The sequence below is a fragment of the Microbacterium sp. NPDC079356 genome, assembly GCF_049545465.1.
Classification (GTDB): domain Bacteria; phylum Actinomycetota; class Actinomycetes; order Actinomycetales; family Microbacteriaceae; genus Microbacterium; species Microbacterium gawkjiense.
Genome location: NZ_JBMWDN010000005.1, coordinates 111,398 through 135,057, shown reverse-complemented (window position 1 = coordinate 135,057; position 23,660 = coordinate 111,398). Strand labels below are relative to the sequence as shown.

At 66.3% G+C, this 23,660-nt stretch carries 34 protein-coding genes; 1 reads left to right on the top strand and 33 read right to left on the bottom strand.

From position 1 onward, the window contains the following. Window positions 1–73: 73 nt before the first annotated feature. The 6 genes from rplQ to infA form a co-directional block, all read right to left on the bottom strand. Window positions 74–643, bottom strand: coding sequence for a 50S ribosomal protein L17 (rplQ, locus tag ACPEH0_RS12300; RefSeq protein ID WP_253034947.1), 570 nt, complete (start codon window positions 641–643; stop codon window positions 74–76). A 56-nt stretch (window positions 644–699) separates the two neighbouring features. Then, a complete protein-coding gene (locus tag ACPEH0_RS12295; protein ID WP_217528388.1) occupies window positions 700–1,689 on the bottom strand; it encodes a DNA-directed RNA polymerase subunit alpha in 990 nt (329 codons plus the stop codon). A gap of 117 nt (window positions 1,690–1,806) precedes the next feature. Then, a complete protein-coding gene (gene rpsK, locus ACPEH0_RS12290) occupies window positions 1,807–2,205 on the bottom strand; it encodes a 30S ribosomal protein S11 (protein ID WP_018171470.1) in 399 nt (132 codons plus the stop codon). A 34-nt stretch (window positions 2,206–2,239) separates the two neighbouring features. After that, entirely contained in the window at window positions 2,240–2,614 is a 375-nt protein-coding gene (gene rpsM / locus ACPEH0_RS12285; protein ID WP_064003314.1) for a 30S ribosomal protein S13, read from the bottom strand. Between the two features lie 148 nt (window positions 2,615–2,762). Further along, window positions 2,763–2,879 (bottom strand): 50S ribosomal protein L36, encoded by a 117-nt coding sequence (gene rpmJ, locus ACPEH0_RS12280; RefSeq protein ID WP_005050492.1) that lies wholly within the window; start codon window positions 2,877–2,879, stop codon window positions 2,763–2,765. 66 nt (window positions 2,880–2,945) lie between these two features. Next, window positions 2,946–3,167, bottom strand: a complete 222-nt coding sequence (gene infA, locus ACPEH0_RS12275) for a translation initiation factor IF-1 (RefSeq protein WP_017201569.1) — start codon at window positions 3,165–3,167, stop codon at window positions 2,946–2,948. 230 nt (window positions 3,168–3,397) lie between these two features. Between infA and ACPEH0_RS12270 the strand changes: the two genes are divergently transcribed. Continuing rightward, window positions 3,398–4,537 carry a hypothetical protein gene (locus tag ACPEH0_RS12270; RefSeq protein ID WP_366214278.1) on the top strand — a complete coding sequence of 380 codons (1,140 nt, stop codon included), beginning with the start codon at window positions 3,398–3,400 and terminating at the stop codon, window positions 4,535–4,537. A 24-nt stretch (window positions 4,538–4,561) separates the two neighbouring features. On the opposite strand, the gene ACPEH0_RS12265 is transcribed toward ACPEH0_RS12270, so the two are convergent. The 27 genes from ACPEH0_RS12265 to ACPEH0_RS12135 all read right to left on the bottom strand — a co-directional run bounded on the left by ACPEH0_RS12265 (window position 4,562) and on the right by ACPEH0_RS12135 (window position 23,599). Then, a complete protein-coding gene (locus tag ACPEH0_RS12265) occupies window positions 4,562–5,239 on the bottom strand; it encodes a DsbA family protein (protein WP_217529157.1) in 678 nt (225 codons plus the stop codon). A gap of 13 nt (window positions 5,240–5,252) precedes the next feature. Continuing rightward, entirely contained in the window at window positions 5,253–6,086 is an 834-nt protein-coding gene (gene map / locus ACPEH0_RS12260; protein ID WP_366214277.1) for a type I methionyl aminopeptidase, read from the bottom strand. Continuing rightward, the gene (locus ACPEH0_RS12255) at window positions 6,086–6,679 is read right to left on the bottom strand and encodes an adenylate kinase (protein WP_366214276.1); all 594 of its coding nucleotides are present in this window, start codon (window positions 6,677–6,679) and stop codon (window positions 6,086–6,088) included. The genes map and ACPEH0_RS12255 overlap by 1 nt, the downstream gene beginning before the upstream one ends. Continuing rightward, window positions 6,676–8,001, bottom strand: a complete 1,326-nt coding sequence (gene secY, locus ACPEH0_RS12250; protein WP_064003319.1) for a preprotein translocase subunit SecY — start codon at window positions 7,999–8,001, stop codon at window positions 6,676–6,678. Before secY ends, ACPEH0_RS12255 begins: the two co-directional genes overlap by 4 nt. Before the next feature lie 100 nt (window positions 8,002–8,101). Further along, window positions 8,102–8,662 (bottom strand): 50S ribosomal protein L15, encoded by a 561-nt coding sequence (gene rplO, locus ACPEH0_RS12245; RefSeq protein WP_082886191.1) that lies wholly within the window; start codon window positions 8,660–8,662, stop codon window positions 8,102–8,104. Beyond that, window positions 8,662–8,847, bottom strand: coding sequence for a 50S ribosomal protein L30 (rpmD, locus tag ACPEH0_RS12240; RefSeq protein ID WP_020098644.1), 186 nt, complete (start codon window positions 8,845–8,847; stop codon window positions 8,662–8,664). Before rpmD ends, rplO begins: the two co-directional genes overlap by 1 nt. Next, the gene (gene rpsE, locus ACPEH0_RS12235) at window positions 8,847–9,533 is read right to left on the bottom strand and encodes a 30S ribosomal protein S5 (RefSeq protein ID WP_064003320.1); all 687 of its coding nucleotides are present in this window, start codon (window positions 9,531–9,533) and stop codon (window positions 8,847–8,849) included. Before rpsE ends, rpmD begins: the two co-directional genes overlap by 1 nt. Further along, complete coding sequence (gene rplR / locus ACPEH0_RS12230) at window positions 9,530–9,889, bottom strand: 50S ribosomal protein L18 (RefSeq protein ID WP_064003321.1); 360 nt, start codon at window positions 9,887–9,889, stop codon at window positions 9,530–9,532. The genes rpsE and rplR overlap by 4 nt, the downstream gene beginning before the upstream one ends. Window positions 9,890–9,891: 2 nt before the next feature. Then, window positions 9,892–10,428: a 50S ribosomal protein L6 gene (gene rplF, locus ACPEH0_RS12225; RefSeq protein ID WP_217528400.1), complete on the bottom strand. Its 537-nt coding sequence runs from the start codon at window positions 10,426–10,428 to the stop codon at window positions 9,892–9,894. 6 nt (window positions 10,429–10,434) lie between these two features. Continuing rightward, entirely contained in the window at window positions 10,435–10,833 is a 399-nt protein-coding gene (rpsH, locus tag ACPEH0_RS12220; protein WP_064003323.1) for a 30S ribosomal protein S8, read from the bottom strand. A gap of 134 nt (window positions 10,834–10,967) precedes the next feature. Beyond that, the gene (gene rplE / locus ACPEH0_RS12215; RefSeq protein ID WP_064003324.1) at window positions 10,968–11,558 is read right to left on the bottom strand and encodes a 50S ribosomal protein L5; all 591 of its coding nucleotides are present in this window, start codon (window positions 11,556–11,558) and stop codon (window positions 10,968–10,970) included. Between the two features lie 2 nt (window positions 11,559–11,560). Then, window positions 11,561–11,920, bottom strand: a complete 360-nt coding sequence (rplX, locus tag ACPEH0_RS12210) for a 50S ribosomal protein L24 (protein WP_064003325.1) — start codon at window positions 11,918–11,920, stop codon at window positions 11,561–11,563. A 2-nt stretch (window positions 11,921–11,922) separates the two neighbouring features. After that, window positions 11,923–12,291 (bottom strand): 50S ribosomal protein L14, encoded by a 369-nt coding sequence (rplN, locus tag ACPEH0_RS12205; RefSeq protein WP_064003326.1) that lies wholly within the window; start codon window positions 12,289–12,291, stop codon window positions 11,923–11,925. Window positions 12,292–12,294: 3 nt separating this feature from the next. Further along, window positions 12,295–12,627: a 30S ribosomal protein S17 gene (rpsQ, locus tag ACPEH0_RS12200; protein WP_253034943.1), complete on the bottom strand. Its 333-nt coding sequence runs from the start codon at window positions 12,625–12,627 to the stop codon at window positions 12,295–12,297. After that, entirely contained in the window at window positions 12,627–12,941 is a 315-nt protein-coding gene (gene rpmC, locus ACPEH0_RS12195) for a 50S ribosomal protein L29 (RefSeq protein WP_018187344.1), read from the bottom strand. Before rpmC ends, rpsQ begins: the two co-directional genes overlap by 1 nt. Next, window positions 12,941–13,360, bottom strand: a complete 420-nt coding sequence (rplP, locus tag ACPEH0_RS12190) for a 50S ribosomal protein L16 (protein ID WP_217528404.1) — start codon at window positions 13,358–13,360, stop codon at window positions 12,941–12,943. Before rplP ends, rpmC begins: the two co-directional genes overlap by 1 nt. After that, complete coding sequence (gene rpsC, locus ACPEH0_RS12185) at window positions 13,360–14,115, bottom strand: 30S ribosomal protein S3 (protein WP_064003328.1); 756 nt, start codon at window positions 14,113–14,115, stop codon at window positions 13,360–13,362. The genes rplP and rpsC overlap by 1 nt, the downstream gene beginning before the upstream one ends. Continuing rightward, the gene (gene rplV / locus ACPEH0_RS12180; RefSeq protein ID WP_064003329.1) at window positions 14,115–14,513 is read right to left on the bottom strand and encodes a 50S ribosomal protein L22; all 399 of its coding nucleotides are present in this window, start codon (window positions 14,511–14,513) and stop codon (window positions 14,115–14,117) included. The genes rpsC and rplV overlap by 1 nt, the downstream gene beginning before the upstream one ends. Window positions 14,514–14,553: 40 nt before the next feature. Beyond that, window positions 14,554–14,835 (bottom strand): 30S ribosomal protein S19, encoded by a 282-nt coding sequence (gene rpsS, locus ACPEH0_RS12175; RefSeq protein ID WP_018187348.1) that lies wholly within the window; start codon window positions 14,833–14,835, stop codon window positions 14,554–14,556. A 12-nt stretch (window positions 14,836–14,847) separates the two neighbouring features. Continuing rightward, on the bottom strand, window positions 14,848–15,687 hold the full coding sequence (gene rplB / locus ACPEH0_RS12170; RefSeq protein WP_036309862.1) for a 50S ribosomal protein L2: 840 nt from the start codon (window positions 15,685–15,687) through the stop codon (window positions 14,848–14,850). 24 nt (window positions 15,688–15,711) lie between these two features. Then, window positions 15,712–16,011: a 50S ribosomal protein L23 gene (rplW, locus tag ACPEH0_RS12165; protein WP_064003330.1), complete on the bottom strand. Its 300-nt coding sequence runs from the start codon at window positions 16,009–16,011 to the stop codon at window positions 15,712–15,714. Further along, window positions 16,008–16,670: a 50S ribosomal protein L4 gene (rplD, locus tag ACPEH0_RS12160; protein ID WP_366214275.1), complete on the bottom strand. Its 663-nt coding sequence runs from the start codon at window positions 16,668–16,670 to the stop codon at window positions 16,008–16,010. Before rplD ends, rplW begins: the two co-directional genes overlap by 4 nt. 2 nt (window positions 16,671–16,672) lie before the next feature. Next, the gene (gene rplC / locus ACPEH0_RS12155) at window positions 16,673–17,332 is read right to left on the bottom strand and encodes a 50S ribosomal protein L3 (RefSeq protein ID WP_064003332.1); all 660 of its coding nucleotides are present in this window, start codon (window positions 17,330–17,332) and stop codon (window positions 16,673–16,675) included. Between the two features lie 11 nt (window positions 17,333–17,343). After that, window positions 17,344–17,652, bottom strand: a complete 309-nt coding sequence (rpsJ, locus tag ACPEH0_RS12150; RefSeq protein WP_018171443.1) for a 30S ribosomal protein S10 — start codon at window positions 17,650–17,652, stop codon at window positions 17,344–17,346. Window positions 17,653–18,033: 381 nt separating this feature from the next. Further along, window positions 18,034–19,437: a sugar transferase gene (locus tag ACPEH0_RS12145; protein WP_366214274.1), complete on the bottom strand. Its 1,404-nt coding sequence runs from the start codon at window positions 19,435–19,437 to the stop codon at window positions 18,034–18,036. A 182-nt stretch (window positions 19,438–19,619) separates the two neighbouring features. Then, window positions 19,620–21,389, bottom strand: coding sequence for a DUF4012 domain-containing protein (locus ACPEH0_RS12140; RefSeq protein ID WP_366214273.1), 1,770 nt, complete (start codon window positions 21,387–21,389; stop codon window positions 19,620–19,622). 89 nt (window positions 21,390–21,478) lie between these two features. After that, the gene (locus ACPEH0_RS12135) at window positions 21,479–23,599 is read right to left on the bottom strand and encodes a glycosyl hydrolase (RefSeq protein WP_366214272.1); all 2,121 of its coding nucleotides are present in this window, start codon (window positions 23,597–23,599) and stop codon (window positions 21,479–21,481) included. Window positions 23,600–23,660: the final 61 nt, after the last annotated feature.

Below are 23,660 nucleotides of genomic sequence, written 5' to 3'. Positions count from 1 at the left end.
CCCCGCGCGGGTACGAGAAAGGGCCCGCCCCGAAACGGGGGCGGGCCCTCGGATTCCCTCCGGGGAGGGAGCCTTACTTGGCCTCGTCGGCCTTCTCGTCGTCGGACGCGACGGCGTCCTCGGCGGTGGCTTCGGCAGCAGCGCCCTCCTCGGGCGACTCGGCACCGGCGTCGGCGGCGTCCTCAGCGGGCGTCTCGACCTCGGTCTCCTCCGCAGCGGGCTCCTCGGCGGCCGGCGCAGCGGCGGCCGGAGCAGCCTTCTTCGACGACTTCGCCTTCGGGGTGACGGGCTCGAGGACGAGCTCGATCACGGCCATGGGCGCGTTGTCGCCCTTGCGGTTGCCGACCTTCGTGATGCGGGTGTAGCCACCCTCACGCTCGGCGACCAGCGGCGCGATCTCGGCGAAGAGCTCGTGCACGACGGACTTGTCGCCGATGACCGACAGGACGCGACGGCGAGCGTGCAGGTCGCCGCGCTTGGCGAACGTCACCAGGCGCTCGGCGAACGGACGCAGGCGCTTCGCCTTGGTCTCGGTCGTGGTGATCGACTTGTGCGTGAACAGCGCGGCAGCGAGGTTCGCAAGCAGAAGACGCTCGTGGGCGGGGCCGCCACCGAGGCGGGCACCCTTCGTGGGCTTGGGCATGTCAATTACTCCTGGAAAGAAATTCAGTCAGTGGACCGGGGCGAACCGGAGTCCGCTCAGACGGTCTCGTCGTCGTAGCCGCCGTAGAAGTGCGCACCGTCGAACCCGGGGACCGAGTCCTTCAGCGACAGGCCGAGCGAGACGAGCTTGTCCTTGACCTCGTCGACCGACTTCTGACCGAAGTTGCGGATGTTCATGAGCTGCGTCTCCGAGAGGGCGACGAGCTCGGACACCGTGTTGATGCCCTCGCGCTTGAGGCAGTTGTACGACCGGACCGACAGGTCGAGGTCCTCGATCGGCATCGAGAGCTCGTTGGTCAGGACCTCGGCGACCGGCGCGGGGCCGATCTCGATGCCCTCGGCCTCGACGTTCAGCTCGCGGGCGAGACCGAACAGCTCGACCAGCGTGCGACCGGCCGACGCGACGGCGTCGCGAGGGCTGATCGACGACTTGGTCTCGACGTCCAGGACGAGCTTGTCGAAGTCGGTGCGCTCACCGGCACGGGTGGCGTCGACGCGGTAGCTGACCTTGAGGACGGGCGAGTAGATCGAGTCGATCGGGATCTGACCGGCCTCGGCGTACTCGTTGCGGTTCTGCGTGGCCGAGACGTAGCCGCGGCCGCGCTCGATCGTCAGCTCGAGCTCGAACTTCGCCGAGTCGTTGAGCGTCGCGATGACCAGGTCGGGGTTGTGGACCTCGACACCCGCCGGAGCGGAGATGTCGGCGGCCGTGACCTCGCCGGCGCCCGTCTTGCGCAGGTACGCGGTGATGGGCTCGTCGCGCTCGCTGGAGACCACCAGCTGTTTGATGTTGAGGATGATCTCGGTGACATCCTCCTTGACACCCGGGACGGTGCTGAACTCGTGCAGCACGCCGTCGATGCGGATGCTGGTGACCGCGGCACCCGGGATCGACGACAGCAGGCTGCGACGCAGCGCGTTGCCGATCGTGTAGCCGAAGCCCGGCTCGAGGGGCTCGATGACGAATCGGCTGCGGAAGTCGCCGACCTTCTCCTCGGTCAGAGTGGGACGCTGTGCAATGAGCACTATGTGTTCCTTTCAGTCACGTGACCGCTATATGACACGTGCAGTTGTTGAAGTGTTGAGTTGTGACCGGGATGCCCGGGCCGCGACGCACGTCGCACCCCCGGCATCCGTCGAGGATCAGACGCGGCGGCGCTTCGGGGGGCGGCAGCCGTTGTGGGCCTGAGGCGTGACGTCCTGGATCGAACCGACCTCGAGACCGGCGGCGGTCAGCGAACGGATCGCGGTCTCGCGGCCCGAGCCGGGGCCCTTGACGAAGACGTCGACCTTCTTGACGCCGTGCTCCTGCGCCTGACGCGCAGCGGACTCGGCGGCCATGCCGGCGGCGTACGGGGTCGACTTGCGCGAGCCCTTGAAGCCGACGCCACCCGAGGAGGCCCAGCTGATGACCGCACCCGAGGGGTCGGTGATCGAAACGATCGTGTTGTTGAACGTCGACTTGATGTGGGCCTGGCCCAGCGCGATGTTCTTCTTCTCCTTGCGGCGCGGCTTGCGCGCAGCGGACTTGGCCTGTGCCATGTGAGTGTTCTCCTAAACCTGTGGCGGCCGCGCTTTAGCGCGCCTTCTTCTTGCCGGCGACGGTGCGCTTGGGACCCTTGCGGGTACGCGCGTTGGTCTTCGTGCGCTGGCCGCGCACGGGCAGGCCGCGACGGTGGCGGATACCCTCGTACGAGCCGATCTCGACCTTGCGGCGGATGTCTGCGGCGACCTCGCGGCGCAGGTCACCCTCCACCTTGTAAGTGCCTTCGATGTGGTCGCGGAGAGCGACCAGCTGGTCGTCGGTGAGGTCCTTGACGCGGATCGACTCGTCGATGCCGGTCGAGCTGAGGATCTCGACGGAGCGGGTACGGCCGATGCCGTAGATGTAGGTGAGGGCGATCACCACGCGCTTGTCGCGCGGGATGTCAACGCCGGCAAGACGTGCCATGCGATGTCTCCTAGGAGTAAGTGGAGGTGTGGAGCAGGATCGGTGCCCGGGCCTCCGACCCGAGGTGTCCCCCGCTGAGCGGGTTCTGATCCTGCCGAGATGTGTTCAGTTGTGAGCCTGCGAGGCCGCGCCGGGGCGCGGCATCCCATCAGCCCTGGCGCTGCTTGTGACGCGGGTTCGACTTGCAGATGACCATGACGCGACCGTGGCGGCGGATGACCTTGCAGTGGTCGCAGATGGGCTTGACGGAGGGGTTGACCTTCATGATTTTCCTGATTCGCTGTCTTCGCCGACGCACACGGGTGTGCGGGGCGTTACTTCTCGACCGGTCTCAGCGGTAGCGGTAGACGATGCGACCGCGCGTGAGGTCGTAAGGCGAGAGCTCCACGACGACACGGTCTTCGGGGATGATGCGGATGTAGTTCTGCCGCATCTTTCCGGAGATCGTGGCCAGGACCTTGTGACCGTTGCTCAGCTCGACGCGGAACATCGCGTTCGGCAGAGCCTCGGAGATCACACCCTCGATCTCGATGACACCGTCTTTCTTCGCCATACGCTCGCTTACAGTTGGCAGACCGGTCGGTCTGCGGTGAGTGGGGATTGTGGTGACACGCCGAAACAGGCGCAACGCACCAAAGATTTAGTGTACGTGATATCCAGGCGACCCGCCACTCGGCGTGTCGCCGCCGCGCGCTCAGCCCGCGATTGTTCTTCGCCGAGTCACCATCCACGTGCCGACTCACCATCCGATGGCGCGCATCTCGCTGGTGATTCGACGCACCGATGGTGATTCGACGCGCCCATGGCTTCCTGCACAGCCCGATGGATGCCGCGGACGTCCCCCGACGGCTGTTCCGCATCGCGCGGGCTTCGACGGGAGGCGAGGGTGAGCGGATGGACTTCGACGACGCCGTGTGCCGGATCGAGACGCGTCCCGCGCTCCTCCGAGGGGGAATGACCCGCCGCGACATCGCGACGCTGAGCCACGGAGATCTTCGAAAGCTCGCACGGGGCACGTTCGTCGCATCGGAGACGTGGGACGCGGCGTGGCCCGCCGAACGCCATCTCCTGCAGGTGGCGGCCTATGAGCAGCGCCGGCGCGGCGGCGTCGTCTACTCCCACCTGACCGCTGCGCTGCTGCACGGACTGCCTCTCTGGGGCGCCCCGCCGACGCATGTGCACGTCTCCGGCACGCAGCACAACGGGGCGGTCTCGCGAGGGACACCGTATGTGTCCCGCCATCGATGCGCCGTACCCGACGTCGACGTGGTCTCATCGGGTGGCCTCGTCCTCACCGCGCCCGCACGCACCGTCGCCGACGTGCTGCGGACGACGCCCCGCGACACCGCGATCGCGATAGCGGATGCCGCGCTCCGCGCGGTCGCGTGGGACGCACGGCAGCGACTCTTCGACGCCGATGCAGCCGAATATCTGCGCGCCGAGATCGCGCGACGGTTGACCACAGGCGCTCGCGGGGTACGTCAGGCGCGCGAACTCCTGGAACTCGCCGACGGGCGCTCGGAGTCCGCGGGAGAAAGTGTGAGCCGCTTGCGCCTGCACGAGCTGGGATTCCGGCGGATCAGGCTTCAGGTGCCGGTGGGGCCCTACTTCGTCGACTTCGGCCTCGATGACGCCGCGGTGTGGGGCGAGTACGACGGCGAGGTGAAGTACCGCGACGTCGCCATGCGGCACGGGCGGGCCCTGGAGGATGTCCTGCGAGCGGAGAAGGAGCGGGAGGACTGGATCCGCGGGCTGACCGGGCGTCGCGTCATCCGCTGGACGACCGCCGACATCCGCTCCCCCGGCGGTCTGCGCTCGAAGCTCTACCGGTTCGGCGTGTTCCCCACCCCGAATCACCGCCGAAACGCCGAATCACCACCCGAAGGCGCGCATTCGGGTGGTGACGGGGCAACCGAGTGGTGACTCGGCGAGTGAGCGCCGCCGCGCTCAGCGAGCGGACAGTCGCGAGAGGATGTCGGCCTGCGGGTCGTACGTGACCGGGACGACCTCGTCGTTCACGACGAGCGTCGGGGTCCCGGTGGCGCCTTCCGGCAACTCCTGCGACTGGGCGAAGCTCTTGTACTCGTGGTCCTTGATCGACTTCTCGAGCTCGGCGGTCACGTTCACGCCGGCATCCTTCGCGATCTGGATGAGCTCGTCGTCGGTCAGGCCGGGCGTCTGCTCCTGGGGCCGCTCGTCCCACAGCGCACGGAAGAAGGCGTAGGCGTTGTCGGGGTCGGCTTCGGCGACGGCGTACATGGCGGATGCCGCACGGCTCGAGTACTCGGTGCCCTGCGACAGCCGGTCGAGGATCGTGACCGGGTGCACCTCGAGGGTGATGCTGCCGTCGTCGACGAGGCCCGAGATCGTCTTGCCCTCCGTCTCCTCGAACTGGCCGCAGTACGGGCACATGAAGTCCACGTGGGTGGCGACGGTGTCGGGCCCGTCGCCGAAGGTGATCGCACCGGTCTCGCGGTTGATGCCGCTGGCCTGCGGGACGGGTCCGGGGTCCGACGCCTGCGAGTTCAGCACAGCGACAACGGCGACGACACCCACCAGGACCGCCACCACCGCGACGCTGATCCAGATCGCGAACCAGTTGGTCTTACCCGTGGCCGTCGCCATGTGCGTGTCCTCCTCAGGAGATGGGGGTCGGGGTGATGCCGAAGGCCGCGAGTCCCGCGGCGCCGCCGTCGGGGGCCGTCAGCACCCAGATACCTCCCTCGTGCACCGCGACGCTATGTTCCCAATGGGAGCCGTCCTGGCCGTCGACCGTGCTGACGGTCCAGTCGTCGTCCTCGACGAGGGTCGCCTCGCCCCCCGCGACGATCATGGGCTCGATCGCGACGCACAGCCCCGGCCGCACCTCGGGTCCGAGGTCGGCGACGCGGTAGTTGAAGACCGTCGGGCCCTCGTGCATCTTGCGGCCGATCCCGTGTCCGACGTAATCGCGGAGGATGCCGTAGCCCTCCCCCGACCCCTCGACGTAGGACTGCACGGCGTCGCCGATCTCGCCGACGCGCGAGGCCGAGGCGAGCGCGGCGATGCCGGCCCACAGCGAGCCCTCGGTCACGTCCGACAGCCGCTGACGACGTTCGACGAGCTCGGGACGGTCCGGGTCGGGCACGACGATCGTGATCGCCGAGTCCCCGTTCCACCCCTCGAACTGCGCGCCGCAGTCGATCGAGACGATGTCGCCCGGCTGCAGGACCCGATCACCCGGGATGCCGTGGACGACCTCCTGGTTGACCGAGATGCACGTCGTGTGGTGGTAGCCGCGCACCAGCTGGAAGTTCGATTCCGCCCCGCGGGCGAGGATCGTGCGCTCGGCGATGGCATCGAGCTCCGCGGTCGTCACACCCGCGCGAACCGCCGGACGCACGGCATCCAATGCCGCCGCGGTGATGAGACCCGGTTCGACCATCGCGCGCAGCTGCGCGGGCGTCTTGTAGATGGAGCGTCGGAAGACCATCAGGCGGTGATGCCGCGTGCCGCGAGGGCCGCCGTGATGCGCTCGGTGATCTCGTCGAGCGACCCGACGCCGTCGATCTCGTCGACGATGCCGCGCTCGCGGTACACGTCGAGGATCGGCGCCGTCTCGGACTCGTAGATCGACAGGCGCTTCGCGATCGACTCCTCGTTGTCGTCGGCGCGGCCCTGCTCGGCCGCGCGACGCGAGAGGCGGGCGATCGACTCGTCGCGCGGCACCGAGAGCTCGATGACCGCGGTGAGCGGTTCGCCCCGCTGATCGAGGAAGCCGTCGAGGTGGCCGACCTGGGTCAGGTTGCGCGGGTAGCCGTCGAGCAGGAAGCCGTGCGCGGCATCCTGCTGCGACAGCCGGTCGCGGACGATCTCGCTCGTCAGCTCGTCGGGGACGAGGTCGCCGGCGTCGATGATCGCCTTCACCTTGAGCCCGAGGTCGGTGCCGTCCTTGACGTTCGCGCGGAAGACGTCGCCCGTCGACACGGTGGGGATGCCGAGCCGTTCGGCGATGCGGGCTCCCTGCGTCCCCTTGCCCGAGCCCTGCGGGCCGATGATCAGGAGGCGGGCGGGGGTCTGCGTCATCGGAGGAGTCCTTCGTAGTGGCGCTGCTGGAGCTGGGCGTCGATCTGCTTCACCGTCTCGAGACCGACACCGACGATGATGAGGATCGACGCGCCACCGAACGGGAAGTTCTGGTTGGCGCCCACCGTCGCGAGGGCCAGGAGCGGGAGCAGGGCGATGAGGCCCAGGTAGATGGAACCCGGCAGGGTGATGCGGGTGAGGACGTAGTCGAGGTACTCCGCCGTGGGACGCCCCGCACGGATGCCGGGGATGAACCCGCCGTACTTCTTCATGTTGTCGGCGACCTCGACCGGGTTGAACGTGATCGCGACGTAGAAGTAGGTGAAGCCGATGATGAGCAGGAAGTACACCGCCATATAGAGCGGGTGGTCGCCGTTGACGAAGTTCGCCTGGATCCACGACACCCAGCCCGGCACGCTGCCGTCGGCGGCGGGGTTCGCGTTGAATTGCGCGATGAGGGCCGGGATGTACAGCAGCGACGAGGCGAAGATGACGGGCACGACGCCGGCCATGTTGACCTTGATCGGGATGTACGTGTTGCTGCCGCCGAGCGTCCGGCGCCCGACCATGCGCTTCGCGTACTGGACCGGGATGCGGCGCTGCGACTGCTCGACGAACACGACCAACGCGACGGTCGCGATGCCGACGGCCAGGACCAGCAGGAAGATCTCGAAGCTGCGGGCGACCGCGATGCTCCACAGCGCCGACGGGAAGGTCGCCGCGATGGAGGTGAAGATGAGGAGCGACATGCCGTTGCCGATGCCGCGCTCGGTGACGAGCTCTGCCATCCACATGATGAGGCCGGTGCCGGCGGTCAGCGTGACGATCATGAGGAGCTGCGCCCACCACGCCTCGTCGGTGAGGAGCTGTTGGCACTCGGCCACGCCGGTGATGCCGAAGAGCTGACCCGAGCGGGCGACGGTGACGAGTGTGGTCGACTGCAGCAGCGCCAGCGCGATCGTCAGGTAGCGGGTGTACTGGGTGAGCTTGGCCTGGCCGGCCTGGCCCTCCTTGTACAGGGTCTCGAAGTGCGGGATCACCACGCGGAGGAGCTGCACGATGATCGTGCCGGTGATGTAGGGCATGACGCCGAGCGCGAAGATCGACAGCTGCAGCAGCGCGCCGCCCGAGAAGAGGTTCACGAGCGAGAGCAGGCCCTCGGTCGACCCGGACTGGTCGAGGCAGGTCTTCACGTTCGGGAAGTCCACGAACGGAGCCGGGATGTGCGCGCCGAACCGGTAGATGGCGATGATGCCGAGCGTGAAACCGATCTTCCGACGGAGATCCGGAGTGCGGAAGACCCGCGCGATGGCGCTGAACAAAGGGATTTCCTCCAGTGGGATGCCGGGCGCGCCGGAGCTCGCCGCATTCCAACATACGGCAACAGGGGCCGGAGGTTATCCTCCGGCCCCTGGCACGTGATTACTTGATCGAGCCGCCGGCGGCAACGATCTTCTGCTCGGCCGAACCCGAGACCTTGTCGACGGAGACCGTCAGCGCGACCGAGATGTCGCCGGTGCCGAGCACCTTGACCTTCTCGTTCTTGCGCACGGCGCCCTTGGCGACGAGGTCCGTCACGGTGACGTCGCCACCGTTGGGGTACAGCTCCGCGAGCTTGTCGAGGTTGACCACCTGGTACTCGACGCGGAACGGGTTCTTGAACCCGCGCAGCTTCGGCGTACGCATGTGGAGGGGCATCTGCCCACCCTCGAAGCCCACCTTGACCTGGTAACGAGCCTTCGTACCCTTGGTACCGCGGCCCGACGTCTTACCCTTCGAGCCCTCACCGCGACCGACACGGGTCTTCGCGACGTTGGCACCGGGGACCGGACGCAGGTGGTGGACCTTCAGCACGCCGGGGCGCGCCGCATCCTTCTTCGGGGCAGCCTTGTCGGCAGCGGGCCCAGCCGCAGCCTTCCGGGTTGCCGGCTTCTTGGCCTTGGGCTCGACGGCCTCGACCGTCTCGTCCTTCTTCTCAGCCATCAGTCGATCTCCTCAACCTTCACGAGGTGCGCGACGGTCTTGATGTACCCGCGCGTCTGCGCGTCATCGGGACGAACGACGGAGTCGTTGATCCGCTTCAGACCGAGCGAACGCAGCGTGTCACGCTGGTTCTGCTTCTCGCTCACCTTGGACTTGACCTGGGTCACCTTCAGACGAGCAGCCATCATGCACCCACCTTTGCAGCCTTGGCGGCGTCAGCCTCGGCACGGACCAGACGCGCGGGGGCGACCTGGTCGAAGTCGAGACCACGACGCGCAGCGACGGCGCGCGGCTCCTCGAGCTGCTTCAGCGCTGCGACGGTCGCGTGCACGATGTTGATCGTGTTCGACGAACCCAGCGACTTCGACAGCACATCGTGGATGCCGGCGCACTCGAGGACGGCGCGGACCGGACCACCGGCGATGACACCGGTACCGGCAGCGGCCGGACGCAGCAGCACGACACCGGCAGCAGCCTCACCCTGGACGGGGTGCGGGATGCTGGAGGCGACACGCGGCACGCGGAAGAAGTTGCGCTTGGCCTCTTCGACACCCTTCGAGATGGCGAGGGGGACCTCACGCGCCTTGCCGTAGCCGACACCGACGAGACCGTTGCCGTCACCCACGACGACGAGCGCCGTGAAGCTGAAGCGACGACCGCCCTTGACGACCTTCGACACGCGGTTGATCGTGACGACGCGCTCCAGGAACTGGTTGTCGCCGCGGTCGCGCGAGTTGCGGTCGCGGGTCTGGCTGCGCTCGCGGCCACCGCGGCGCGGCTCGCGCTCGCGCTCGGCGGGCGCCTCGGCCGTAGCCGCAGCCGCAGCGGGCTGCTCGGTCGCGGTCACTTCGTTCTCCTTGTTCTCGGTCACAGGTTCAGACCTCCTTCGCGAGCGCCGTCGGCGATCGCAGCGACGCGGCCCGCGTAGCGGTTGCCGCCGCGGTCGAACACGACCGTCTCGATGCCGGCAGCCTTCGCACGCTCAGCGACGAGCTCGCCGACCTTGCGGGCCTTGGCGGTCTTGTCACCATCGAACGTGCGCAGGTCGGCCTCGAGGGTGGAGGCCGATGCGACGGTGAAGCCCTTGCTGTCGTCGACCAGCTGGACGAAGACGTGGCGGGCGGAACGGGTCACGACGAGACGCGGGCGCGCCTCGGTGCCCACGATCTTCTTGCGAAGACGGGCGTGACGACGCGAACGTGCGTCGGACTTCGACTTGAGAGCCATGGTTACTTACCACTCTTTCCGGCCTTGCGGCGAACGACCTCGCCCGCGTACCGCACACCCTTGCCCTTGTAGGGCTCCGGCTTGCGGATCTTGCGGATGTTGGCGGCTGCCTCGCCGACGGCCTGCTTCGAGATACCGGCGACGGTGAGCTTGTTGTTGCCCTCGACGGTGAGCGTGATGCCCTCCGGCGCCTCGACCAGGACGGGGTGCGAGAAGCCGAGTGCGAACTCGACCGCCGTGCCCTTCTGAGCGACGCGGTAACCGGTGCCGACGACCTCGAGGCCCTTGGTGTAGCCCTGGGTCACGCCGATGATGTTGTTGTTGATGAGGGTGCGGGTGAGCCCGTGGAGAGCACGCGACTCGCGCTCGTCGTCGGGGCGGGAGACCAGGACCTGGTTCTCCTCGACCTTGACCTCGATGGGCTGTGCCACGGTGAGCGAGAGCTCGCCCTTGGGGCCCTTGACGGCGACGTCCTGGCCGGAGACCGTGACGGTCACACCGGCGGGGATGTCGATGGGAAGACGTCCAATACGCGACATGTCAGATCACCACACGTAGGCGAGGACTTCCCCGCCGACGCCCTTCTGCTCGGCCTGGCGGTCCGTGAGGAGGCCAGAGGAGGTGGACAGGATCGCGACCCCGAGGCCACCGAGGACCTTGGGAAGCTCGTTCGACTTCGCGTACACGCGGAGACCGGGCTTGGAGACGCGCTTGATGCCGGCGATCGACCGCTCGCGGTTCGGGCCGTACTTCAGGGTCAGGGTGAGGGTCTGGCCGACACGGGCGTCGGAGACCTCCCAGCCGGAGATGTAGCCCTCCTGCTGGAGGATCTCGGCGATGTGCGTCTTGAGCTTCGAGCTCGGCAGCGCGACGGTGTCGTGGTGCGCGGAGTTCGCGTTGCGCAGACGGGTCAGCATGTCTGCGACCGGGTCTGTCATCGTCATAAGTGTGTTCCTTTAGTCATGAGGTTTCGACTGCCGTTACACGACAGGCGACCTTCTATGAATGAGCGATATGCAGTTGTGCAGTCGTTCGGCCCCGGAGCACGCCCCGAGGCCGAACGCTCGATCTTATCGGATCACGCCTGAGCGTCCGCCGACTTGAACGGGAAGCCCAGGTGCTTGAGCAGCGCCCGACCCTCGTCATCCGTCTTCGCCGTCGTGACGATGGTGATGTCGAAACCGCGGACGCGGTCGATCTTGTCCTGGTTGATCTCGTGGAACACGGACTGCTCCTGGAGACCGAAGGTGTAGTTGCCGTTGCCGTCGAACTGCGTCGCCGACAGTCCGCGGAAGTCGCGGATGCGGGGCAGGGCGAGGTTGACGAGACGGTCGACGAACTCCCACGCACGGTCACCGCGGAGGGTGACGTGGGCGCCGATGGCCTGGCCCTCACGCAGCTTGAACTGCGCGATGGACTTGCGGGCCTTGGTGACGACCGGCTTCTGGCCGGTGATCTTGGTGAGGTCGTCGACCGCACCATCGATCACCTTGCTGTCGCGCGCAGCCTCACCGACACCGGTGTTGACGACGACCTTCACGAGACCGGGGATCTGCATGACGTTGGCGTAGCCGAACTCGTCCTGCAGAGCCTTCTTGATCTCGGTCTGGTACTTCTGCTTCAGGCGGGGCTGGATCTTGCCAGCCTCCGCGGCAGTTGCGTTGCTCATGTTCAGAGGTCCTTGCCGCTCTTCTTGGCGTAGCGGACGCGGACGGTGCGCTTGACGCCGTCCTTCGTCTGCTCCTCGACGCGGTGGCCGACACGGGTCGGCTTCTTGGTCGACGGGTCGACCAGCGCCACGTTGGAGATGTGGATCGGGGCTTCCATCGTCTCGATGCCGCCCGTCTTGGTGCCGCGCTGCGACTGGCCGACGCGGGTGTGCTTGGTGACGTAGTTCACGCCCTCCACCACGACGCGGTTCTGCTCGACGAGGACCTCAAGGACCTTGCCCTGCTTGCCGCGGTCGCCGCCCTTGTCCTGCTTGCGGCCACTGATGACCTGAACCAGGTCACCCTTCTTGATGTGCGCCATGATCAGATGACCTCCGGTGCCAGCGAGACGATCTTCATGAACTTCTTGTCGCGAAGCTCACGACCGACCGGGCCGAAGATGCGGGTGCCGCGGGGCTCCCCGTCGTTCTTCAGGATGACGGCGGCGTTCTCGTCGAACTTGATGTACGAGCCGTCGGGACGACGGGTCGACTTGACGGTGCGGACGATGACGGCCTTGACCACATCGCCCTTCTTGACGTTGCCGCCCGGGATCGCGTCCTTGACGGTCGCCACGATGACATCCCCGACACCGGCGTAACGGCGGTTGGAACCACCGAGGACGCGGATCGTGAGGAGCTCCTTGGCGCCGGTGTTGTCGGCGACCTTGAGGCGAGACTCGTTCTGGATCATTGCTTACTTCGCCTTCTCGAGAATCTCGACCAGGCGCCAGCGCTTGGTGGCGCTGAGCGGACGGGTCTCGTTGATGAGGACGAGGTCGCCGATGCCGGCGGTGTTCTGCTCGTCGTGAGCCTTCACCTTCGACGTGCGGCGGATGACCTTGCCGTAGAGGGGGTGCTTCACGCGGTCCTCGACCTCGACGACAATCGTCTTGTCCATCTTGTCGCTGACGACGTAGCCGCGGCGGGCCTTGCGGTACCCACGGGCGTTGACGTCGCGGACGTCGTGCTCGGCCGACTCGTGACCAGTGGTCACGGGCGCCGTAGCGGCATCCTTCTTCTCAGCCATCACTCGGCCTCTTCCTTCGCGGCCTCAGCGGACTCGTCCGCCTTCTTGGCCTTGCTCTTCTTCGCCTTGGTGGCCGTCTCGACCGGGGCGGGGGTGGCACGGATGCCGAGCTCCCGCTCGCGGATGACGGTGTAGAGCCGCGCGATGTCGCGCTTGACCGCACGGATGCGGCCGTGGCTCTCGAGCTGGCCGGTGGCCGACTGGAAGCGCAGGTTGAACAGCTCTTCCTTGGCCTTGCGCAGCTCCTCCACGAGGCGCTGGTCTTCGAACGTGTCCAGCTCGCTCGGGGCGAGCGTCTTGGTGCCGACGGCCATTACGCGTCGCCCTCCTCGCGCTTGATGATGCGTGCCTTGAGCGGCAGCTTGTGGATGGCACGGGTCAGGGCCTCGCGAGCGAGCTGCTCGTTGACGCCCGCGACCTCGAAGAGGACGCGACCCGGCTTGACGTTGGCGACCCACCACTCGGGCGAACCCTTACCGGAACCCATGCGGGTTTCGGCCGGCTTCTTGGTGAGCGGACGGTCGGGGTAGATGTTGATCCACACCTTTCCGCCACGCTTGATGTGACGCGTCATGGCGATACGAGCGGACTCGATCTGACGGTTCGTCACGTAAGCGGGCGTGAGGGCCTGGATGCCGAACTCACCGAAGCTGACCGTCGTGCCGCCGGTGGCGGCGCCGTCACGCTTCGGGTGGTGCTGCTTGCGGTACTTGACCTTGCGGGGAATAAGCATCAGGCAGACGCTCCTTCTGCGACGGGGGCCTCGCTGCGGGGGCCACGACGACGGTCGCCACCGCGGTCGTCACGACGTGACTTCGGCGCGTTGGCCTGCTCGCGAGCGAGCTCCTTGTTGGTGAGGTCGCCCTTGTAGATCCAGACCTTCACGCCGATGCGGCCGAAGGTGGTCTTCGCCTCGTAGAAGCCGTAGTCGATGTTCGCGCGGAGGGTGTGCAGGGGCACACGGCCTTCGCGGTAGAACTCCGAACGGCTCATCTCGGCGCCGCCGAGGCGGCCGGAGACCTGGATCCGGACGCCCTTGGCACCGGCGCGCTGCGCACCCTGCAGACCCTTGCGCATCGCGCGGCGGAAGGCCACACGGGCGGAGAGCTGCTCGGCGATGCCCTGCGCGACCAGCTGAGCGTCGGCCTCGGGGTTCTTCACCTCGAGGATGTTCAGCTGGATCTGCTTGCCGGTGAGCTTCTCGAGGTCGGCGCGGATGCGCTCGGCCTCGGCGCCGCGGCGGCCGATCACGATGCCCGGGCGGGCGGTGTGGATGTCGACGCGGACGCGGTCACGCGTGCGTTCGATCTCGATGTTGCTCACGCCGGCACGGTCGAGCGACGTCGTCAGGAGGCGACGGATCTTGACGTCCTCCGCCACGTAGTCGGCGTAGCGCTGCCCGGGCTTGGTGGAGTCCGAGAACCAACGCGACACGTGGTCGGTGGTGATGCCGAGGCGGAAGCCGTACGGGTTGACCTTCTGTCCCATTACTTGCTCGCCTTCTTGGTCTGGGCAGCCGGGGCGGACTCGGCGACCTCGGGGGTCGAGAGCACGACCGTGATGTGGCTGGTGCGCTTCTTGATCTGGAACGCGCGACCCTGGGCGCGGGGCTGGAAACGCTTGAGCGTCGTGCCCTCGTCCACGTACGCGTTCTTCACGTACAGGTCCTGCTCGTCCAGGAACTCGTTGTCCTTGTCGGCCTTCACACGAGCATTCGCGACCGCAGCGGCCACGAGCTTGTAGATGGGCTCGCTGGCACCCTGGGGAGCGAACTTCAGGATGGCGAGAGCCTCCTGAGCCTGCTTGCCCTTGATGAGCGCGACGACACGACGAGCCTTCTGAGGGGTCACGCGGATGTGCTTCACGCGTGCGATGGATTCCACCATTTGTACTCCTCCTCTTCCTCTCTCTGAGAGCGTCGCCGCGTCAGCGGCGACGGCCCTTCTTGTCGTCCTTCTCGTGGCCGCGGAAGGTGCGGGTGGGCGCGAACTCGCCCAGCTTGTGACCGACCATGGTCTCGGACACGAACACGGGGATGTGCTTGCGTCCGTCGTGCACGGCGATCGTGTGACCCAGCATGGCCGGGATGATCATCGAACGACGCGACCAGGTCTTGATGACGTTCTTGGTACCGGCTTCGTTCTGCGAGACGACCTTGCGAAGCAGGTGCTCGTCGACGAAGGGGCCCTTCTTAAGGCTGCGAGGCATCTTCCTCTACTCCTACTTCCGCTTCTTGCCGGCGTTGCGACGGCGAACGATCAACTTGTCGCTTTCCTTGTTGGGGTGCCGGGTACGACCCTCGGCCTGGCCCCAAGGAGTGACGGGGTGACGTCCACCGGAGGTCTTACCCTCACCACCACCGTGCGGGTGGTCGACCGGGTTCATGGCGACACCGCGGACGGTCGGGCGGATGCCCTTCCAGCGGTTGCGGCCGGCCTTGCCCCAGTTGATGTTGGACTGCTCGGCGTTGCCGACCTCGCCGATGGTGGCGCGGCAGCGCGCGTCGACGTTGCGGATCTCACCCGAGGGCAGACGCAGCTGCGCGTACGGGCCGTCCTTCGCCACGAGGCGGACGGACGCACCGGCCGAGCGCGCCATCTTCGCGCCGCCGCCGGGGCGGAGCTCGATGGCGTGGATGACCGTACCGGTGGGGATGTTGCGCAGCGGCAGGTTGTTGCCGGGCTTGATGTCGGCGCCGGCACCCGACTCGACGATGTCACCCTGCGACAGCTTGTTCGGGGCGAGGATGTACCGCTTCTCACCGTCGAAGTAGTGCAGCAGCGCGATGCGCGCGGTGCGGTTGGGGTCGTACTCGATGTGAGCGACCTTGGCGTTGATGCCGTCCTTGTCGTTACGACGGAAGTCGATCACGCGGTACTGGCGCTTGTGGCCACCACCGATGTGACGGGTCGTGATGCGGCCCTGGTTGTTGCGACCACCGGTCTTCGCCAGCGGGCGAAGGAGCGACTTCTCGGGCGTCGACCGCGTGATCTCAGCGAAGTCGGCGACCGACGAACCGCGACGACCGGGGGTCGTGGGCTTGTACTTGCGAATAGCCATGTCTCTAGTCCTCTATCCCAGCTGTCAGCCGACGGCCGTGAAGATGTCGATGGTGCCCGACTTCAGGCTCACGATGGCGCGCTTGGTGTCCTTGCGCTTACCGGTGCCGAAACGGGTGCGGCGGGACTTGCCCGGGCGGTTGAGCGTGTTCACCGACGCGACCTTGACGCCGAAGATCTTCTCGATGGCGAGCTTGATCTCGGTCTTGGTGGCGCGCGGGTCCACGAGGAACGTGTACTTGCCCTCGTCGATGAGCCCGTAGCTCTTCTCGGAGACGACCGGCTTCAGGATGATGTCGCGCGGGTCCTTGTTGACGGCGGTCATGCCGAGACCTCCTCGGTGGAGCCGGCCTTCGCAGCGACGAACGCGTCGTAGGCGGCCTTGGTGAAGACGATGTCGTCGGAGACGAGCACGTCGTAGGCGTTGAGCTGGTCGAACGTGAGCACGTGGACGTACGCGAGGTTGCGGACGCTCTTGACGCTCAGCTCGTCATCACGCGTGATGACGACCATGACGTTCTTCGTCGGCGCGAGCTGAGCCAGAACCGCGGCAGCAGCCTTCGTCGAGGGCGCACCCTCGATGCCGAACGAGTCGATGACGTGCAGACGCCCGCCGCGAGCCCGGTCGCTGAGCGCGCCCAGGAGGGCGGCGGCGACCATCTTCTTGGGGGTGCGCTGCGAGTAGTTGCGCGGCTTCGGTCCGTGGACGATGCCACCACCGGTCATGTGCGGCGCGCGGATCGAGCCCTGACGGGCGTTACCCGTGCCCTTCTGCTTGAAGGGCTTGCGGCCGGCACCGGAGACCTCACCGCGACGCTTGGTCGAGTGGGTGCCCTGGCGAGCCGACGCGAGCTGCGCGACGACGACCTGGTGGATGAGGGGGATGTTCGTCTTGACGTCGAACAGCGCGGCGGGCAGCTCCACGGAGCCGGCCTTCTTGCCGTCTGCCTTCACGACGTCGAGCGCGAGAGTCGAGTCAGCCATGTTCAGGCACCCTTCACTGCGTTGCGGACGTAGACGATGCGGCCACGAGCACCGGGGACGGCGCCCTTGACGAGCAGCAGACCCTTCTCGGCGTCGACGGCGTGCACCGTGAGGTTGAGGACGGTCACGCGCTCGCCACCCATACGGCCGGCCATGCGCATGCCCTTGAAGACACGGCTCGGGGTCGACGAGGCGCCGATCGAACCGGGCTTGCGGTGGTTGCGGTGCGCACCGTGCGAAGCGGAGACGCCCTTGAAGTTGTGACGCTTCATGACACCGGCGAAGCCCTTGCCCTTGCTGGTGCCGACGACGTCGACCAGCTGGCCGGCCTCGAAGGTGGCGTCGACGGTGAGCTCCTGACCGAGTGAGTAGTCAGCGGCATCCGCCGTGCGCACCTCGGTGAGGTGACGACGCGGGGTCACACCGGCAGCCTCGAAGTGGGCCGTCTGCGGCTTGTTGACCTTGCGGGGGTCGATCTGGCCGTAAGCGATCTGCACGGCGTTGTAGCCGTCGCGCTCGGGCGTGCGCACCTGGGTCACCACGTTGGGGGCGACTTCGATGACGGTGACGGGAACGACCTTGCCGTTCTCGTCCCAGACCTGGGTCATGCCGAGCTTGGTGCCCAGCAGGCCCTTGGAAACCTTGGAGTTGATGTCAGCCATGATGATCGACCTCAGAGCTTGATCTCGATGTTGACGTCGGCCGGGAGGTCGAGACGCATCAGCGAGTCGACGGCCTTGGGCGTCGGGTCGATGATGTCGATGAGGCGCTTGTGGGTGCGCATCTCGAAGTGCTCGCGGCTGTCCTTGTACTTGTGCGGCGAACGGATGACTGCGATCACGTTCTTCTCGGTCGGAAGGGGCACCGGGCCCACGACCGTCGCGCCCGCACGGGTCACGGTGTCGACGATTTTGCGTGCCGACGAGTCGATGACCTCGTGGTCATACGACTTCAGGCGAATGCGGATCTTCTGTCCCGCCATTGTCTGCTCACTCTCTTTCTCGCGTCGTACCTCGAGGGCATTGGACGCACGGGGCGCTTGCGCGCCGGGCACTTCTCCCCGCCGAAGCGAGGGATGCTGCACCGCTGTTCTGATGTCAATCCGCGGGTGACCCCGCGGCATCCGATCCCCCGCACGCACGCATGCGTGTCCGATGAAGGAGGGGGTGGGGATGTGGTGTTCTGCTACCCGCGGCCTAGGTCTTCGCATCCGGCTTCAGAAGAAGGGATGCCGCCTATGCACTGCCCTGGCAGTGATCCCGCGCCGAGGCGCAGGAATGTGGAACCTGTACAGTCTACGTTCCCGTCGGGCGTGTCGCAAACCCGGGCGTGTCGCGATGTCGCGGACGCGGTCGCGGGTGGCTCAGTGAGCGCTCGCGCCGGGCGCGAGGACCGCGCGGAACGTGCGCAGGAGGATGTGGAGGTCCTGGACGAACGACCAGTTCTCGACGTAATACAGGTCGAGGCGGAGGGAGTCCTCCCAGTCGAGCATCGACCGTCCACTGACCTGCCAGAGACCGCTCATGCCCGGCTTCACGAGCAGGCGGCGGTGGGCTGCCTCGTCGTACAGCGCGACTTCGTCGGCGCGCTGCGGGCGGGGCCCCACGAGGCTCATGTGCCCGAGGAGGACGTTGACGAGCTGGGGCACTTCGTCGATGGAGTGCTTGCGGATGAAGCGGCCGACACGGGTGATGCGCGGGTCGTCGACGACCTTGAAGAGAGGCTGGTCGCTCTTGCCCTGGAGGTCGAGGAGGCTCGCGAGCTGGTCGTCGGCATCCTGGGACATCGAACGGAACTTGAGCATGCCGAACTCGCGGCCCTCGCGTCCGATGCGCACCTGGCGGTAGAAGACAGGTCCGGACGAGTCGAGACGGATCGCGATGGCGGTCGCCAGCATGATGGGCGAGGCGACGAGGAGGATGAGCGCCGACCCGATGAGGTCGAACGTGCGCTTGACGAAGCGCTTGCCGCCCTCGAGCTGCGGAAACTCGATGTGGATGAAGGGGAGTCCGGCGGCCGGCGTCGCGTGGATGCGGGGGCCGGCGACGTCGGTGAGAGCCGGTGCCACGACGAGGTTGGCGTCGCGGTCGGCGATCTCCCATCCGATGCGGCGCATCGTGCGGGGATCGATCTCGTCGGCGCCGCCGATGATGAGGGTGTCGGCATCGACGAGGTCGAACACCTCGATGACGTTGGCGAAGCCGCCGATCACCGGCACTCCCCCGATGGTGTCGGGTGAACGCTTGCCGCTGGTAACCACGCCGACGACGTCGAAGCCGCTGCCGTGCGTGCGCTTGATCGAATCGACGACGTGCTCGGCATTGCCTGCCTCCGCCATGACGACCGCGCGGTGGACGAACTTCGCGTCGCGCTGCTGACGGCGAAGCCACTGGCGCATGGCCCAGCGCGACAGCACCAGCACCATGATTCCGATGGGGATCGCAGCGAGGAACAGACTGCGCTGCACCTCGATGCGGAAGAAGAAGGCGATTGCGATCAGGACCGCGAGGAGGGTGATGGAGCCGTTGACGACGCGCCGATACTCCAAGCCGCCGTTGCCGACGACATGACGTTCGCGGCTCTCGAACATGGTCAGGGCGATGACCCACAGGCCCCCGACAACAGCGAGCGGCAGCCAGCTGGAGACCGCCGGTGAGTCGCCCCACGTGAGCGTGATGGGTTCTGGAGGGGTGATCACGGCTCGATAGACGGCGAGCGTGACCATGATCACGAGCACGTCGCTCACCACGAGAGAACGGCCGTACATCCGCGGCCAATCGCGGCTCGAACGCCGTGCACGGACCACCCGTGCCGCTACGCGAGCGCGCGCTTCGGTTTTTCGCATTTGCCCCCCTCGGCGTTCGAAGCCCCCAACGCCGAACTGTGCGAAAGTCCAGCAACCTCTAGGCAGATTCTAACGTGAGTTTACGTAAACGGCGAAAGCCCCGATCAGCGGCACGAATCGTCGATCACGACGTCTGTGCCCCGCACGGTAGGAGTCGTTCGGACGGCGAGTGGCCCGAAGTCGCCGGTGCCGGTGAAGGTCGCCTCGACCGTGACGGTCTCGCCGGGAGCGACACGGCTCTGGAACGGGACGACCGCGCGCCCGAGATCGGTATTGCCCTGACGGAACGGCTCCGCGAACTCGCCTTCGGTCTTTGTGTCGACGAGTTCCATGCCCGGAGGCGCGTAGACGAAGAAGTGCTTGGAGAAGAAGTTGGCACCGTTTCGGAAGCTCTGCACGTAGCGCGGCAGGTTCTCGGCATCCGCCTGCGTGATCGCCAGATGGGCGGTGGCCTTCGTCGTGAGGGTGGTCACACCGTCGGCGCAGCTCATCGTCGCGTCGACTGCCGCGTCGAGGTAGTAGTCGATCTTCGAAGCGGAGACGTCGCGGAAGTACACGCCGACCACGGTCTCATCGGTGTTGTCGGAGGGCAGGATGCCGGAGATCTTGCCGGCTGACTCGATGAAGGACTGCTGTTGCGCATCGGCCATCCACGCCATGACGCTTCCGGTCTCCACGCTCTCCGATACCGCCCACGCCATGTCTTTGAGGTTGAAGTCACCCGAGGCGATCGAATTGAAGACCGTCGACGCGACGGTGCCGAAGAACTTGTCAGAGGCGAGAGCCCCTTCCGGCGTGTAGGCATCCCACCACTGATACACCTTGCTCAGGAGCACGTCGTTGGCATTGCCTTCATTGAGTTCGAAATCACCGTCGGGACCGGGCACCGTGATGGGGCCCGTCGCCTTGAGGATGCGTGCCAGCGCGAGCGGATCGATCGACACGGCGCCGTCGACTCGAGTGTCATCGATGGTGCGGTTCCAGAACGCCGCGACCATCTGCGCTGCAGCCGGCCAGTCGGGCCGCGTCGTCGACATGTTCACGCGGGTGCCGTAGGTCTTGCCGTACAGCTCGCGCAAGGGCTCGGAGATCTCGATGCCGATATCGCGCTTGTCCCGGTCAAAGATTCCGCTGCTGCCTTGGCCCGTGATCTCGAGGTCGCCGGCGTCTGCGCGGATCATGGTCTCCGAGGCAGCGCTGCCTCCGAGCGGAAGGGTCTCGGCGTTGTTCTGGAACACCAGGAGATAGTTCTTGGCCTCGTCGGCACCCAACAGGCCCGGCATGATGGCAAGAACGGGCTGAAGCGCGCCTACGACATCGTTGACCTGGGTCACGCCCGACTGGACGGGCGCGAGGAGCGTCGTGCTTGACGACAGGCTCGCGAGGTCGGTGCGGAGCGGAGCGAGCAGTTCGGCTCCGCGCTCGATCACGGGAAGTGCCCGAGAGAGTATCGCCCCCTCGCCGTCGCCTTGCATGTCGAGGATTGGCTTTCCGATGTCGTTCGCGACGACATCGAGTGACTGTGAGGCCAGGCGTACACCGCGAAGGTTCTCGCCCACGAAAGGGAGGATTTCGGCGGCGGCCCAGATCGGATCGCTCGCGGCAGACGATGCGTTGCCCGCTTCTCGCGCGACGATATCGATCGCACCGGCGACATCGCCACCCTCTTGAGCCTGCTGCAGCGCGGACTGAGCCGACTCAAGCGCGTTCTTGACCGTGAGGGCACGGAACGCCAACCACGCCGCGCAGAGGAGAACCACGACAAGGAGGATCGCGAGGACCCACTTGATGCGTAGCCGACGACGCGGACGTTCGGTCGTCTCGCCCTGCTCGCGCGGCTGCTGTCGTGCCTCGCGGCGGGTCGTCGGGGTCATGGGTTCCATCATAAATAGTCAATCTGCGAGTCTCGCGAACGAGCCCTGCCCCCCGACGGTTCGGGAGGCAGGGCTCGTTCGGATGACGCTTACCTGGTGACGCCCGCGGTGGCCTTGCCGCTGCGGACGAAGACCGGGTTGGTCGTGACGCTGATCTTGACGACGCCGTTCTTCGGCTTGACCTTGCGGCTCGTGCCATCGAAGTTCACGACGACGACAGGGGTCTTCGTCTTGATGCTGGCTGTCTTCTTGCCCTTCGCCGACCAGACGACACGCACGGTGTCGCTCTTGGAGCCGAAGGCCTGGGAGACGACTCCGGTGCCTGCCTTCTCGGTGGCGCGGAATCCGCGACCACCCAGCTGCGTGATCGTGAGCGCCTGCGAGAACGCGCCCTGCTTGGGCGCAAGCGCCGCGATGCCCTTCTGCGGGTGGGAGTAGAGACCGAAGTTGCTCTCGTGGTCCTTCGCGCTCGGGCCGTCGTTGATCAGGTCGTACCAGTAGAACTTCTTGACCCCACCGGCGAAGGCGGTAACGGAGGAGCGCACGAGAACGGAGGCCTGCTCCGTCGTGGTCCGGTTTCCGGTGCGCGAAGACGTGCCGAGTTCCGTGATCCAGATCGGCTTCGTCGTCTTCCCGTTCTTCTTCATACTCTGACGCGCCTTGGACAGAATCCCTGTCAGCGCTTCGGGCTTGCCCGTCACTTCATAGGGGTGGAAGCTGACGGCATCCGCCTGCTTCAGACCACCCTGCTTCTTCCAGAGGTCGTCGAACCACTTGGCGTCGTAGCGCGCTGTGGCCCCCGCAATGACGGGAAGCTTCGGCTTGACCTTCCCGACCGATGCATTCGCTTGTTTCAGAATGGGCGCGTAGCACTTGGCCGTCACACAGCCGGATTTGTTCTTCGGCTTGTGGTTGAACTCGTTGTAGACCTCGACGCCAGCGAGGTTGAACCGCTTAGCGACTGCTCCCGCGTACTTGCCGTATGCCTTGAGCGCCGTCTTCGACTTCGGGGCGTAAGGGTTTCCGTAGAAGCCGCTTCCGTATCCGAGGATGCCGAGGACGCCGACTCCCTGTGCGTTGAGCTTGTCCAACGGCGCTGCGTAGTCGGAGAAGTCGAACGAGCCCTTCTTCTTTTCGACGAGGTACCAGTAGATGTCGTTTCGCGCCCCCGAAAGCCCGAGGGCTCGGGTGTGGCGGGCTGCCTCCGCGTAGATGGGCTTCTCGACGTGAAGACCGACACCGTAGCGAGAATCCTGCGTGATCCACGGATTCGGGCTGTCGAGAACCGCGATCTTGGTCTTCATCGTCTTCTTGTCACTCGACCGCACCGTCAGCGTGTAATAACCCTGGGGAACACCCGTCAGCGGCAACGCGGTGATCTCGGCCTTCGATGTCGCCGATCCCTTCGCAACTCGCTTGTTGCCACGATGCGCTTCCCAAGTGATCTTGCCCTTCGGGAGAGCCACTGCGACGGCAGCCGTCTTCGTCGTCGCGATCAATGACGTGCTCACGATGCCGCGCTTAACCCCGACACCCTCAAACGATCCATTCGGAACGACGTTCACACCCTTCGCTGACCCGGCCGTGGGCGCCAGAGTGATGTGGTCAACAGCGAAGCCTCGTACGGCCTTTTGCAGATTCACGGCGATGTCCACCGACGTCTCCGACGATCCGGTCTTGTACGTTCCGGTGACGCGCTTCCAGCGAGCGTCGATCTTGGTGAGCGGGATCGTCTTCTTGTTGATCTTGAACGACGCCGGGACCCACTTCAGGGTGCGAGACGCGACCCTCACGTAGGCACTGAAGGCGTAGGTCGTCCCGGGCGCGACCGTGGCCTTCGTGGTCGCCGCCGTTCGGGTCTTCGTGATCACCGGCGCATCGATGCCCAGGGCGATCGAGCCCGACTTGGCGCTGCCGACGACGGGCCCCACCTCCGCGATGTTCTGCGCAGGAGCAAGCTTCCACTTGTCGATGGAGGCTTCCGCCATCGCGGTGCGCGGGATTCCGACGCTCTTGGCAGCGGCCGCGACCTTCACTCCACGCTGCGCACCGGCCGACACGGAACTCACGCTCGAGGAAGATGCAGACGCGGAATCGGCAGCAGCGACAATGCCGACGCTACCGACCAAGGCGGCCATGGACACGGTGGCGATCAGTCGAGTGATTTTCCTACCGTAGGGAGGGGCCGAGCCGATTGTGCGAGCAGTCATCGTCATCCTTCAACGCCGGCGCGCGGTAACGCGACTGGCTAGGTATAGGGCGAGTGGAAGA